The following is a 14651-nucleotide window of genomic DNA, read 5'->3' as shown; positions in this document are numbered from 1 at the left end:
AAACTCACCCGGTGATAATTGGCTGTCTTCTTCTTTAAATCTATAATTATACCGGCATAGCGGCACTAATATGAACAGAGCACATTTCTTAGCATTATTCAGCGTAATAACTATCTGGCTTTTAAAAATTTCGCCGTCTTCATTTGCCCAATCGGCTAACAAGCAGTTGGTTGAAGTTGGCTTAACTGATCTTTCGGCATTTACCAACCCTGCTAAAAACTGGCAACTTGCAGGCGATGTACATATGGATATTGAAAAAGACAATACCATTAAAACAACAAAGGGCACAGGCGTATTAGTCAATGTTTCTGATGGAAAAAATCAGGGGCAAGATCTGGTCTTTAATATTAAACATGGCGATATTGATATTGAGTTCGATTATATGGTAGCCCGCTCGGCTGTTTCGTGTATATACCTGCAAGGTATTTATAAGGTGCAACTGGCGGACAGCTGGGGCATTACCGAACCCAAAGCAAACGATAACGGCGGGATTTACGAAGGTTGGGATGCTGCTCAAAAACAAGGACTCGACGGGCATAGCCCAAGGCAAAACGTAAGCCGTGCACCCGGTCTGTGGCAACATATTAAAATAGCATTCCGTGCACCAAGGTTTAACACAGCAGGGGCAAAGGTTGAGAACCCGAAGATACTGCTGGTAGAGTTAAACGGGATCCGGATACAAGAAGATGTTGAGCTTTCAGGCACATCAGCCGGTACTCAGGAAGTAGCGGCCGGGCCGTTGAGATTGCAGGGTGATGGTGGCGCAATAGCTTTCAGAAACATAAAGTACAGCTTGTACGACAAGCCACGACCCGAAATTTCAAACCTGAAATATGCGGTATACAAAGGTTCTTTTGAAAACGAGCCCGATTACAGCAAGCTACATGCTGAAGCGGAAGGAACTTCGACTACATTATCATCGAATTTTAGTCCACTACAAAATGCCTTTGTTATGCACTACACCGGCAATTTAAATATTAAACAAGCAGGTAGCTATAGTTTTAACTTAAGCGTACCGGGCGGCAGTGGCCTCATGCGTATTTCCAATAACGTAGTAGTGCCCATTGCCGACTGGAAAAGCACCGGAAGTGCAGAATTAAAAGAAGGCATTATCCCATTTGATATATACTACTCTAAACAAGTCGACTGGGCTAAACCTGCCCTGGGCTTATCAATAACCGGGCCCGGCATACGTGAGTTTTTAATAAGCGATGCCAATGTAAGTTCAAACGATGCTGTAGATCCGATACTGATCAATGTAACGGGCGAAAATATGCTAATGCGTTGTTTTATTGACATCAATGATAGTAAACGTGTAACCCATGCCATTAATGTGGGCAGCAATAAACAGGTACATTATACCTATGATGCCGATAATGGCAGCGTAGTGCAAGTTTGGCGAGGCGGCTTTTTAGATGCCACTCCCATGTGGCACGAAAGGGGTGACGGTTCATCGCGGCCTACAGGGGCCGTGCTTCAATTCGGTGAGGATATTCCTGCCATTCAAAAATTGAACACTACCGAAGCTACACTGGCAAACGATACTACGGGTTCGGGTTTTAAACCTAAAGGCTATTCGTTGGGTAAAGATAAACGGCCGTTATTCAGGTATGCTATATATGGCACTACTGTTACTGATGCTACATCGGTACTCAATAGTGGCCAGGGGGTACAACGGGTTATTGAATTGCAGGATGCTCAAAAGAACCTTTACTTCCACATAGCAACTGTAAATAATGTGGAGGTGCTGGGCAATGGCTGGTATCTGATCGATGATAAATCGTGGTACCTGCATGTGGAAGAAGGCGAGGCGAAAACCATTATCAAAAACAACGGCAGCAAAAAGGAGATACTGGTGCCTATAAGTAAAAAATTAACCTATTCTGTCCTTTTTTAGCAAAACTATGAACCATCGCTTTAATAATATAAAACGTATACCTGTAATCCTCGCGTCCCTGCTGGCATTTATGCTGCTACAAAACAATACCTGTTTTGCCCAGGCAGAATCGCCCAAGGAGGATGATTATTTTAAGATAATGCGTGTACCCGCACCGGAAGGATTAATACTGGAAGTTGGCGGCTTGTGCGTTTTGCCAAACGGAAATTTAGGCGTATCTACCAGACGGGGTGATATATTCATTGTAGAAAATCCGTCGGCTCAGCGTCCTTTCTTCCGCAAATTCGCGTCGGGTTTGCATGAAGTGCTGGGGCTTGCCTACAAAGATGGTTCCCTTTATTGCGTACAACGCGGCGAGCTCACCAAAATGACCGATACCGATATGGATGGTATAGCCGATGAGTTTGAAACCATTTACGCGTGGCCATTATCAGGCAATTATCACGAGTACAGCTTTGGCCCCAAACTGGCTGCCGACGGCTCCTTTTTTGTAACGCTCAACCTTGGCTTTCCGCCCGATTGGTGGAACCCTAAAAGTATGGTACCATGGCGCGGCTGGGCGCTGCATATATTTGAGGATGGCCAGGTAGAGCCATGGGCTGCCGGGATGCGTTCGCCCTGCGGTATCAGCATGATAGATGATCAACTTTTTTATACCGACAACCAGGGCGATTGGGTAGGCTCAGGCAGTATAATGCAGGTTAAAAAAGGCGCTTTTATGGGGCACCCGGCAAGTTTGGTGTGGACAGGCTTACCTAACTCTCCTTTGCATTTAACCCAGCAGCAATTCTTTACAAAAAACAAGCTAAGGCAGGATTTTGACAGCAAGGGCAAACCCGTTAAGCCCGAAAATATTGTGAATGAAAAATTCTTTACCGAGTTTGACATGAAAAAAGATTATCCCGATCTGCAGTTACCGGCAGTATGGCTGCCGCATGGCATTTTAGGTATTTCAAACTCCGAAATTGTAAAGATACCCGATGGCGTTTTTGGTCCGTTTGCAGGTCAGTTACTTGTTGGCGACCAGGGGCAGAGCATGGTAAGCCGGGTATTTATGGAAAAAGTAAATGGCGAATACCAGGGAGCCGCGTGGCCGTTCCGGAGCGGTTTTCAGTCGGGTGTTGTGCGTTTGGCCTGGGGTAGGGATGGCTCATTATTCGCAGGTGAAACTAACAGGGGATGGGGTTCGGCAGGTGAAGCCACCGAAGGCTTGCAACGCCTGATATGGAACAACAAAGTACCGTTTGAAATGCGGGCTATAAGGGCAATGCCCGATGGTTTCGAGATAGAATTTACCAAACCTGTAGATAAAAAATATGCCGAGGATCTCGCTTCTTATTCTGTTAGCAGTTACATCTACAAATACCATAGCGTTTATGGCAGTCCGCCGGTTAACAACCAGGAGTGCCCTATAAAAGGTGTAAAGTTATCAGCCGATGGACTGAAAGCCCGTATAATAGTTGGCAATTTAAGAAAGTACTATATTCATACTATTACGTTAGACGGCATAAGGGAACAGGAAAATTCCTATTCGCTGGTACACCCAACAGCATACTACACGCTAAATAATATACCTGAGGGTAAGAGCCTTGCCATAAACGAAGTGAGTACGAAGAACTTGGCAGGCAAACCTAAACCGACCATCGCTAATAAAAGTGCGGCAAAAAAGACCGCGACAGGAAAAAGCAATCCTGCCGTCAGCAACGGTGAGCCACAGATCAGCAAAGCGCCTACTTTTAACGAAGTGAAAGGCCTGTTGCAAAAAAACACCTGCCTTGCCTGTCATAATGCGAATACCAGGCAGGTTGGCCCTGCTTATATTGACGTGGCCAAAAGAAAATACAGCGTTGAAGAATTGATCAGCCTCATACATAACCCTAAACCCGAACATTGGCCGGAATATTCAACCCCGATGCCGCCCATGCCGCAGGTACCTGTAAGCGAAGTCCGGAAAATAGCCGAGTGGATAAGATCGTTAGATAAATAAGCTTATTTAACGATTATACAAACACCCTGTTACCGGCATAATTTTCCCTGAACTCGTTAGGGGTGCAGCCCTTTTTCGATTTAAATGTGCGATTGAAATTGGCCATGTTATTAAAACCACATTTATAGGCTATTTCGGCAACGGAATGGGTAGTATCTATCAGCATACGCGATACATGACCAAGCCTTATTTCGTTAAGGCTATCAATAAATGTATAGCCTATCCGTTTTTTTATAAACCGGCTAAAAGAGGCATCGGGCATATTGGCAATTTTAGCAACCTGCGAAAGCGTTATCGGCTTATCAAAATTGCTGTTCATGTATTCAAAAACCTTCTCAATACGCCTGCTATTGTAATTGTATTCCTCTTTTGTAAAAGAAGAATCGGAGAGCATTTTTGTATCGGTAGCAATAGATAGCTCGTGCAAAATGGAAAACAGTTCCAGTATAGAGTTAAAGCCGCCTTCTTTATTAAGGGCGAATATTTTAGGCGCGATATTCTTTGTCGCTTCGGGCGAAAACAACACGCCCCTTTTTGAATTATCAAACAAAGCCCGTAAAAAATTGAGCTGGTTACGCTTCAAAAAACGTTCGTCGAGCAGGTCTTTATGAAACTGTATGGTAACTTCTTTAATCAGGTCGCTTTTGCAGTTATGTGTAAACCAGCCGTGCGGCAGGTTTGGGCCTACTAAAACGAGTTCATAATTACCTATTTCTTCAATATGATCGCCTACTATGCGTTTTGCGCCGGGCGCGTCTAAAATAAGGTTGAGCTCCATTTCCTCGTGGTTATGCAGCGGAAAATCAAATTTGTTCTTCTCCCGCGAAAAAATGGTGAAACAGTCGCTTTGGGTTAATGGGGTTATCTCTCTTGAAATATCCTTAAACATAAATTTATAAATTGGTAATGCAATTTAATCAAATTAGTTAAAATAATATCATTAAAAAGTTCAGTTTCAGCATGCTTTTTTCAACTGCGTAACAGCTGCTGGTAAACATTCACAAATTACATCTCAATTTTTTGGCGAATCAATCATCGCTAATAGCTATTTCCGGTAATTCCGATAGTTCTTAGCCATATTAATTATCGCGGAAGCGTAGGTTAATACAATGTTTGGTTAAAATAGTATTAAAGTATTGAAGCCTGCCGCTCTATTTTTGAACAGTATCTTTTTTTCCAAAGAGCCTGATATTTTTTAAACTATGTATAAGCGGTTATTACAGTTTCTTGTTAAGTTTTTTCTGTTCAATATTAATGCTTGTTAAATAAATAAAGCTATGTTGTGCCCTATATTTAACTGATTAGCAAAACCTTATTGTAACAAAAAACCTAAATGAAACTACAAGTAATTGATGTATCGATCTTAATATGCTATCTCATTTTGATGGTGCTTATTGGCTGGTATTACCGCAAAAAAGCAAGTCAGAACAAGGAGAGTTATTTGCTTGGTGGTAAAAAGCTGCCATGGTATATGCTGGGGCTTAGTGATGCTTCAGATATGTTTGATATAAGCGGTACCATGTGGATGGTATCACTCTGTTTTGTGTATGGTTTTAAAAGCATCTGGATCCCGTGGTTATGGCCTGTTTTTAACCAGGTGTTCAACATGATGTTCCTGGCTAAATGGCTCCGTCGTTCAAATGCCAATACCGGGGCCGAATGGCTTGCGTCGCGGTTCGGGCTTACGGGTACGGGTGTAAAGGCATCGCACAATATTATAGTAGTATTCGCGCTTATTGGCTGCCTTGGCTTTTTGGCTTATGGCTTTGTTGGCCTGGGCAAGTTCATTGAAATTTTTGTACCCTGGAATATTGTTGAACCTTACGTGCATTTTCACATACGGCCCGAATATGTAGCCCATTTTTACGGCATCATATTTACGTTGTTCGCTATGTTTTACTCCATATTGGGCGGTATGCACAGCATTGTACTGGGCGATGTTATCAAATACATCATCATGACGATTGGCTGTGTAGCCGTGGGTATAATTGCCATGCAGCACCTCAATGGTAAAGCATTGCTGTTTCCGCATGGCTGGGATAACCCTTTCTTTGGCTGGAAACTGGATCTGGATTGGTCGCACATAGCACCAGATGCCAACAAGAAAATTGCAGAGGATGGCTTCAGCGTGTTCGGTGCCTTTTTTATGATGATGCTTTGTAAAGGCATATTTTCCAGCTTTGCCGGGCCCGCGCCAAATTACGATATGCAAAAGGTGCTATCGTCGAGATCGCCAAAGGAGGCCTCTAAAATGACTGGCTTCGTATCTATTATATTGTTACCGGTACGCTATACCATGGTAATAGGCCTAACGGTACTTGCCTTATTGTACTATAAACAGCTCGACCTTAAAGTTGCCGGGGTAACTGATTTTGAGCGGATATTGCCCGCGGCCATTAACAGTTTTTTACCGGTAGGTATTTTAGGATTAGTGCTCACCGGGCTGATGGGTGCTTTTATGGGCACGTTCTCTGGCACGCTGAATGCTGCGCAGGCTTATGTAGTGAATGATATTTATTTGAAATATATAAATCCGGCAGCGTCCATCAAAAAAACCATCACCGCCAATTATATAACCGGTGTGGTTGTGGTGGCAATCGGGGTGATCCTTGGCTTTTTTGCAAAGGATGTTAACAGCATTTTACAGTGGATAGTAGGGGCTTTATATGGCGGCTACATGGCATCAAACATACTTAAATGGTATTGGTGGCGCTTTAACGCGAATGGCTTTGCCTGGGGCATGATCACCGGTATTGCTGCCGCGCTGGCCTTTCCGTTTATTTTTGATGGTCTGCCTTTGTATAACTGGCCGTTATTATTCCTGATATCAATTATTGGTTGCATTGTTGGTACTTATACCGCGCCGCCTACCGATAGCGAAATATTAAGAAGCTTTTACCGTACCGTAAAACCATGGGGCTTTTGGGAGCCCATACATACGCTGGTAGTTGCCGATGATGAAAGTTTTCAGCCAAATAAAAGATTCAGGCTGGATATGTTCAATGTGGTGCTTGGCATTATAGCGCAACTGTGCCTTACCATTTTGCCCATGTATTTTATACTATGGATGAAAGTACCATTATTGGTTACCATAGCCATACTTGCCCTTATCATTTTTATACTGAAAAAAACCTGGTGGAATAAACTTGAAGATTAATTACAAATGAATATAGATTTTAGTGAACGACTGGACAAGATCAAAAGCGATTACGAAAAGCTGGTTACGCTTAAAAATGAACCGGCCGACGATACCAATGGGGTGTATCAGCGTTACAAAAACCCTGTATTAACGGGCAAACACGCGCCCTATTTTTGGAAATATGATCTTAATCCCGAAACCAACCCTTTATTGCTGGAGCGTATTGGTATAAATGCCACTTTTAATGCCGGTGCCATAAAATGGAACGGAAAGTATTTGCTGGTGGTTAGGGTAGAGGGCAGCGACAGGAAATCTTTTTTCGCCGTTGCCGAAAGTCCTAACGGTATAGATAATTTTCGTTTTTGGGAGAAGCCCATACTGGTACCGGGGCACCCCGATCAGCAGGAGGATACCAATATTTATGATATGCGGCTAACCATGCATGAGGATGGTTTTGTATACGGTTTATTCTGCACCGAACGCCGCGACCCGGAAGCGCCTGCCGGTGATCAATCTGCTGCCATAGCGCAATGTGCCATTGTGCGTACCCGCGATATGGAGACATGGGAAAGGCTTGCCGACCTGAGAACGCCTTCGCCGCAGCAGCGTAATGTGGTATTGCACCCGCGTTTTGTTGACGGTAAGTATGCTTTTTATACACGCCCGCAAGATGGTTTTATTGAAGCCGGTAATGGTGGTGGAATAGGTTTTGGCCTGGCCGATAATATGGATAACGCCGTTATTCAGCAAGAATTTGTGATTGACAGCAAGGTTTACCATACCATTAACGAAGCCAAATTAGGCTTAGGCCCCGAACCCTTAAAAACCGAAAGAGGATGGCTTCACTTGGCTCATGGTGTGCGTAATACCGCCGCCGGTTTACGCTATGTGCTGTATGTTTTTATGACCGATAGCGACGACCTGACCCGTATTATTCATAAACCGGCAGGTTATTTTATTGCCCCCGAGGGGGATGAACGTGTTGGTGATGTATCTAATGTAGTATTTTCAAATGGCTGGATAGCCGATGAAGATGGTACGGTTTATATTTACTACGCATCGTCAGATACACGGATGCACGTAGCGGTTTCTTCGATAGATAAACTGATTGATTATGCCATTAACACGCCCGAAGATGGCCTTACATCGCTGGCATCTGTGAGGAGTATTTTTCAGTTGGTTGATAAGAACAAGGCCTTTATATAAGTTTTCAACCATAAATAAGCCCAGGCGCGTTGTTAAGTATGCTGCCGGGGCTTTTTCTTTATCGGAATATTTACAACTTGATAACCAGGGTTGTGGAGAACAATCTGCCGTCGGATGGCCAGATACCCGGTCCCGGATAAAACTGCGGCCGTTTGGTAAAATATTGCCTGTTAAAGGCATTGTTCAAGTTAAGCCTTAATTGCAGGTGACTGCTTATAAATACCGAGCTGTTAAAATCAAACAAATGATAAGCCGGTACAAGTCCTGCCGAACCGGTTGCAGTTGGTATAACCGAATTTAAGGCATCGGCAAAAGTATTACCGGTGTAGCTGTATAAGGCACTAACGCTTACCCGCTTTACCTTCAACGTTACGCCATTGCGACTTTGCCATTCGGGGGCGCTTTCTACCTTGTTGCCATCAATATTAACATTAGTATTGCCCGATCTTACATTGGCATCCTTGTAAACCGCGTTCATGTAAGCTGTAGCGGTGAATACCGAAAGTACCGCGGTACGGCCAAGCGGCAGATCGGCCTGTGTAAACACCTCAACGCCCCTCGCCAAGGAGTTGCCAATATTGGTACGGAAGATGATCTCATCCCCGGCACTGTTCTTTTGCGCCAGTGTACCAAGCCTGTTTTTGTACAACAACTGAAAATAGCTTACGTCCCATTGCAGTATTTTCCAGTTGCCCCTAAAACCTGCTTCAAGATTGTAGCCGCGTGCATCCTTTAAATTTTTATCGGCCAGTTCGTATACCGATGTAGGGATGATGTCCTTAAATATCACCGGGCGGTAAGCCTGCGACCATCCCGCGTACGCGTTAATATTACTGCTTACAGCATACTGGGCATTCACCCCAAATAAAGGAAAACGGTGTTTGATAGTGTTAGGCACATCATTGGCAGGATAGTTATTGATAGTCCCCGTCATATTGGTTTCGCCCGATTCAACCCTTACACCGGTATTTACAGAAAGGTTGCGTGTAAGCGCAAACCTGTTTTCGGCAAACAGGGCGATATTATTGGTTTTATAGTGCATATCTCTTCCCCAACCGGGTGTAACCAGCGAGAGGTCGTAATCATCGCCGGTAGTGCCTTTTCCTAACTGCTGGCGGTGCAGGTTATTATTCATATACTGTATACCTGCGGCAAGGCTACTTTTTAAATTAAATAAGGAATAAGTCTGCAATAAACGTAATTCAGTAGTGTAGCTGTTAAAATGATCGATATCAACCTGCCTGTTAGCATATTGTAGCGTAACCGGGTCAATAACATCAACCGTTGTGGTGGGTTTATCAAATAACACGCTTTTGCGCGCGCCTATAATGGCCGATGTGGTTAGTTTCAGCAAGGTATTTCTCCCGGCTTTCCAGTCTACACTGATGGATGGCACATTGATCTCCGGACTATAATAGTTACGGGACCGGGTTGACATACGCGGATCGGCATTGAACATGGCATCGGTAAGCGGGCCGGCAAGGTGGGTTACATAGTCAGACCGTGTCCATTCCGCTTTTATAAGCAACGATGGCGAAGCATCATAATACAAGGTTATATCCTGCGCGTTAAACTTCGAATCGGAATTTCTGCGGTAGCCATCTATCTTTTTATTGTTGAACCAGGCATAGTACCTGAACTTACCCTTAGTGCCGTTTATTGAATTGTAAGTACTCAACAAACCGTATGAACCTACCGTATTCACGCTTTCAAAAGCTAATTCCTTCGCTCCCGGTTGCTTGCTTACATAGTTGAGCATCCCACCAAACTGGGCACCGTATTGCAGCGAACCTGTACCCCGTACCAACTCGATCCTTTCCACGGCTTCCAGCGGAATATTGTAATGACTGGCAGGGTAACCATACATATCCGAATTGGTTATTACACCATCTTTACGGATATTGAACTCCCAGCCGCGATGCGGATCAAGGCCCCGAGTTGAAATATTGGTTTGGTTGCCGGTGCCGTCCATATCGTATACAAATACGCCGGGAATTTTTGCAAAAATTTGCCTGCCGAATTTTTCGGTAAGGGCAGCGTCCTTATTGGCCAGCTTGATCACCTCATTCTTTTTGCCCGAATAAATGAAGGTTCCCTTAATTGAATCCATCCGGCTAATGTCCTTTTGTTTGCGGATGTTAAATATGATCACCTCATCCAGCGTTTTTGATGTATCTCTGCTTTCCGATTGAGCAAAGGAGGCCAGGCAAGGGATTGTGAGTAATAAGGTGGTGTAAAGTTTCTTCATTATAAATAATAAGGTGTGTCAAAAACTATAATGAAACGTCATTCTAATCAGGTTTAAAATATAGTTAATCAGGTATCGGCATCCGGATGATTTGCCTCCGGAATCATTAGGCGAATTTTATTCTTATTAAAATTGATATTAAAGTAATTACTTCTTTTTAAAAATGATGAAAAAGTTTGAAATTTAAAAAAATCGAATTACAGTTATTAGCAATGCGCTACGGTAATAGTTTATAATTATTATCTAAATAAAAACATTCTACCATAAATTGAGCAGTAACAGATGTTTAGTATAAATAATTGATAAAATAGTATTAATGTAAACCTCTTTGGCATCGTAGTTTTGGTATCATCTAAAAGTTTGGTATTAAAAGCTTTAATAATTTAACCTTGTCAGCACAGCAACATTTCAACCTGTACAAAACCGAAGTAAGTTCCGAGCTTAACCGTATACTCGATTACTGGCTACGTTATACCCAAGATGATGTGAATGGTGGTATCATCGGGCGGATAGATCATGAGAACAATATATTCCCTGAAGCACCCAAAGGCGCTGTTTTGCACGCCCGTGTGTTGTGGGCTTTTTCTGCCGCTTATAACCTTAATGGCAATACCGATTACCTTGCCATGGCAAGCCGCACTTTTGATTACTTGGTATCAAAATTTATAGATGAGCAATACGGTGGTGTTTATTGGATGGTGGATCATAACGGCGTACCTCTCGATACCAAGAAACAGGTATACGCTACGGCATTTGTAATATACGCGTTCAGCGAGTACTACAAGGCGTCGACAAATGAAAGAGCGAAACAGGAAGCTATCGACCTATATAAAATACTGGTTGAAAAGAGTTACGACATAGAGCATACCGGTTACCTCGAAGCATTTACGCGAGATTGGCAATCTATTGATGATCTGCGCCTGAGCGCTAAGGATGCAAATGAGAAAAAGACCATGAACACCCACCTGCATGTGTTAGAAGCTTACGGCAACCTGTATCGTATATGGCCCGATGCAGGGCTGAAAACGCAGGTACAAACCTTACTGAATAATTTTACAGATCATTTTATTGATAAGCAAACAGGTCATTTATCATTGTTTTTTGATGAAGGTTGGAATAAGAGCCTCAATATCATTTCGTACGGGCATGATATTGAAGCTTCATGGTTATTGCTTGAGGCCGCGGAAATTATTGGCGATGAAGAATTAATAACTGTATTTAAAAAGTTAGCGATTGTAATGGCCGATGCAACGCTGGAAGGGCTTGACAACGACCATGGGTTATGGTACGAATACGATGCCGACAAACACGGACTGGTAAAGGAAAAGCACTGGTGGGTACAAGCCGAGGCTATGGTAGGGTTTTATAACGCCTGGCAGGTGAGTAGCGATGTTAAATATGCCGAACTATCTACACAGGTATGGCATTTTGTTAAACAGCATATACTGGACATAGAGAAAGGAGAGTGGGTATGGGGTATTACAGCCGATGGTAAACTGATGCCGGGTGAGGACAAGGTAGGTATATGGAAATGCCCTTATCACAACAGCAGGGCCTGCATTGAAATTATTAACAGGATAAGCCAGGCTGTATAGAGCGATCACGTAAAGAGGCAAAGCTATCTTTTGATAACCTTGCCTCTTTCATATCAACGCTTTCTGTTATTTCTTATTTAACACATGGTCTGCCGCCATGGCCAGGAAAAGGTAATCAGTAGTGCCTCCGCCTAATACATATTCGCCTTGTTGCCACAGGAAAGGCCATCTCAGCAATTCAGGAAAATCCGGGCGGATCAATGCCGTACCCGAAGCACTTCCCCCTGGTATGTACGACCAATCGGCACGGTTAAAGCCATAAGCCGTAGTCATTGATTGCGAACCAACCCCCGATACGAATGACGATGTATTTGAACCCGGATGGCAGCCCAAAACAAAGTTGAGCGCATCCAGCATATAATCGGCCGGTACAATATCAGAGAAGTAGGTATGCAGAAAGTACTGTCTGAAACCAAAGTTTTGTATCCCCCAGCCGGCACCCCAAATATTGGGTTCATATGGTACACCATAAGGCGTTTTTTTGCCCTGCTGCCGTATGTTGGTATACAGCTTTTTTACCGCGTCGGTAATTGCAGTTTTATAAGCGGGGTTTTGAATAACTTTTAAAGTACGGCCAACAAACCAGCCGGTATTGTCAATATCATTAACAATATCCTGCGTTTTGGCGGTAAGGTAGTCGGCATATATTTTATCCTTAGTGGTTAAAAATAGTTCCGTGGCTAAATGTATTCGCTGCGATACCTGTTTTTCGCCTGTTGTTTGTTCCCAAACCTGTTTGGCTATTTGCAGGCATTGGTTTGCGAGGGTATCGTTGTAACCCTGCATTGCCCTGCCGGCCGCTGCTAATGCTGCTGCGGTTTCTAATTCGCGGGTAGGGTTGTTTTCGGTAAATACCCAACGATCATCGGCCCAGGCATTGGTGCCTGCTACAGTAGTAATGGGTTTTGATGCATTGAAAGGCACGTTGTCAGTCAGGTTGGCCGCGTCGCCCAATAAAACATACTGCCTTATGGTAGGTTCAATAATGCCACGGTAAAAGCGCCCCATAGCCTTGTAGCCACCCGTTATGGAAAGCAGGCCATGCTCAATTTGCTGTAACAGGTCGGGTTTATTATCGGGCTCGTGTATTTCGGTAATTAAGGTTTGCTGGTTGATGGAGGTATTATCATGCTTCTCGCCAAACTCTTCGTAAGCCAATGTCAACCCATACACTGTTTCCGCTTGCGATTCAACCCGCAGGTCAAAGTCACCCGCATCATGCCAGGCACCACGGTTCAGCATAGGTACATTATCGCCGGGTTTAAATTTGGTAAGGGTTGAGTTGCCTTGTATATAACCATCAAAGTGGTTGGAATCAAGCGGAGCCATGCGGGCATCATCTAAGTGGCACACGCCATGCCATACCCGGTATTTGTCGTTCACGCGCATGTGGCACATTTGCGCGGGCAAAAAGTAATCGAGCGTTGGCTGCCATACATTTTCTTTATATACATCGGCTGTAATAGCAAACGGATTAGATTGATATTTACCATATCGCACTACATACATGCCCGGCCGGCTTATCTTGCTAAAATCAAGCTGAAGGTATCGGTACCGTAAAAAATTACCCCAGGTAGTAGCCGCTTGGGTGGTAACAGGCTCGTAGCCGCCTTTTTCAGCAATGCGCAGTAATGATACCGGCGCGGTTTTCAGGTCGTGTTTATCCAGCTCTATCACCGCTATTTTTTGTTGCAGGGGATGATAACCAACCTGCGAAACCTGAATTACCGGATCTGATTTCCATCCTTCTACAGCGTTTGGTGTAACCAGCCATTCAATAGCGTTTTTGGTGGCGCCTTTAGCCACCAGTGACCGTACCACAAACCAGCCGTTGTTATGCTTGCCACGCCCGTCAAGCAGTTCAAGATCTCCGCCCGATAGGTTTTGGATCAGCATACGCTGCATGGCTTGTTCTGGCGCAATGGCAAGCGTTTTACCCTTCGCCATAGGCATCACCTGCGTTTCACCATCGGCATCCTTATACATTTGTCCGTTAGCCTGCTGCGGAAATATGCCCGGCTTGCTATCCATATAATATGATTTGCCGAACAATATGCCAGGGAATAGCTCGAAATTGAAACCGACCTTGCCAATCCATGAATCGGGCAGGGGCTTATCCAAATCAACAATTATTTTAAAAGCCTTACCCGCCGGCCTTACGCGTATGGTATACGCAAAGTTAAGATCGGGGTAAATGATGGGGTTAAAGCCTTTGCGGTTTATTTCCGGGTTCGGGTATTCCATCCGTACGCTTACCTCCTGCGTAGCCGGGTTAACCACCCGTTTGCCAACTTTAGGTATGGGCGACCACTGCCCCGGCGTAGGTTCGAGGCGAAGATCGCCATTGGTGGCAACCCGCTGGCCGTTCTGTATAATGCCTACACCGCCCTGGTGCCCTTCGGGATAAAAATCATGGGCCAGCATTACATTTACGCCGCCGTATTCCAAGTATTCCTGTTTGTTTAAAGTGATGGCTTTGGGCTGCTGGGCAAAAGTAGCGGTAGCACAGCCCGTAATGGCCGCAAAAATTAATAGGTTTAATAATGATCGCATCAAGATGTTGTTTTAAAGGTTTTACC

Annotated in this window: 8 protein-coding genes; 5 read left to right on the top strand and 3 right to left on the bottom strand. The window is 44.2% G+C overall.

Annotation, left to right across the window (positions count from 1 at the left end; genetic code table 11):
• Positions 1 to 70: 70 nt before the first annotated feature.
• Entirely contained in the window at positions 71 to 1897 is a 1827-nt protein-coding gene (locus tag ABD894_RS11850; RefSeq protein WP_345211246.1) for a 3-keto-disaccharide hydrolase, read from the top strand.
• Between the two features lie 7 nt (positions 1898 to 1904).
• The gene (locus tag ABD894_RS11845) at positions 1905 to 3884 is read left to right on the top strand and encodes a c-type cytochrome (RefSeq protein WP_345211245.1); all 1980 of its coding nucleotides are present in this window, start codon (positions 1905 to 1907) and stop codon (positions 3882 to 3884) included.
• Positions 3885 to 3897: 13 nt separating this feature from the next.
• On the opposite strand, the gene ABD894_RS11840 is transcribed toward ABD894_RS11845, so the two are convergent.
• Positions 3898 to 4773 carry an AraC family transcriptional regulator gene (locus ABD894_RS11840; RefSeq protein WP_345211244.1) on the bottom strand — a complete coding sequence of 292 codons (876 nt, stop codon included), beginning with the start codon at positions 4771 to 4773 and terminating at the stop codon, positions 3898 to 3900.
• Between the two features lie 444 nt (positions 4774 to 5217).
• On the opposite strand from ABD894_RS11840, the gene ABD894_RS11835 reads away from it, so the two are divergent.
• Together ABD894_RS11835 and ABD894_RS11830 are read left to right on the top strand one after the other, a co-directional pair.
• Positions 5218 to 7041, top strand: coding sequence for a sodium:solute symporter family protein (locus ABD894_RS11835; protein WP_345211243.1), 1824 nt, complete (start codon positions 5218 to 5220; stop codon positions 7039 to 7041).
• Between the two features lie 6 nt (positions 7042 to 7047).
• Complete coding sequence (locus tag ABD894_RS11830) at positions 7048 to 8229, top strand: glycoside hydrolase family 130 protein (protein WP_345211242.1); 1182 nt, start codon at positions 7048 to 7050, stop codon at positions 8227 to 8229.
• Between the two features lie 70 nt (positions 8230 to 8299).
• Here the strand turns inward: ABD894_RS11830 and ABD894_RS11825 are convergent, their stop codons facing one another.
• Complete coding sequence (locus tag ABD894_RS11825) at positions 8300 to 10477, bottom strand: TonB-dependent receptor family protein (protein WP_345211241.1); 2178 nt, start codon at positions 10475 to 10477, stop codon at positions 8300 to 8302.
• A 389-nt stretch (positions 10478 to 10866) separates the two neighbouring features.
• Between ABD894_RS11825 and ABD894_RS11820 the strand changes: the two genes are divergently transcribed.
• A complete protein-coding gene (locus ABD894_RS11820) occupies positions 10867 to 12072 on the top strand; it encodes an AGE family epimerase/isomerase (protein ID WP_345211240.1) in 1206 nt (401 codons plus the stop codon).
• Positions 12073 to 12138: 66 nt separating this feature from the next.
• Here ABD894_RS11820 and ABD894_RS11815 read toward each other — a convergent pair whose 3' ends face one another.
• Positions 12139 to 14625, bottom strand: coding sequence for a glycoside hydrolase family 9 protein (locus ABD894_RS11815; protein WP_345211239.1), 2487 nt, complete (start codon positions 14623 to 14625; stop codon positions 12139 to 12141).
• Between the last annotated feature and the right edge of the window lie 26 nt (positions 14626 to 14651).

This window comes from Mucilaginibacter gynuensis, assembly GCF_039541195.1.
Classification (GTDB): domain Bacteria; phylum Bacteroidota; class Bacteroidia; order Sphingobacteriales; family Sphingobacteriaceae; genus Mucilaginibacter; species Mucilaginibacter gynuensis.
The sequence above is the reverse complement of the archived record's forward strand: the minus strand, read 5'-3'. Positions and strand labels throughout refer to the sequence as shown.

Coding starts and splice junctions, on each gene's coding strand:
- ABD894_RS11850 (WP_345211246.1), top strand. CDS start 71: ATGAACAGAGCACATTTCTTAGCATTATTCAGCGTAATAACTATCTGG.
- ABD894_RS11845 (WP_345211245.1), top strand. CDS start 1,905: ATGAACCATCGCTTTAATAATATAAAACGTATACCTGTAATCCTCGCG.
- ABD894_RS11840 (WP_345211244.1), bottom strand. CDS start 4,773: ATGTTTAAGGATATTTCAAGAGAGATAACCCCATTAACCCAAAGCGAC.
- ABD894_RS11835 (WP_345211243.1), top strand. CDS start 5,218: ATGAAACTACAAGTAATTGATGTATCGATCTTAATATGCTATCTCATT.
- ABD894_RS11830 (WP_345211242.1), top strand. CDS start 7,048: ATGAATATAGATTTTAGTGAACGACTGGACAAGATCAAAAGCGATTAC.
- ABD894_RS11825 (WP_345211241.1), bottom strand. CDS start 10,477: ATGAAGAAACTTTACACCACCTTATTACTCACAATCCCTTGCCTGGCC.
- ABD894_RS11815 (WP_345211239.1), bottom strand. CDS start 14,625: ATGCGATCATTATTAAACCTATTAATTTTTGCGGCCATTACGGGCTGT.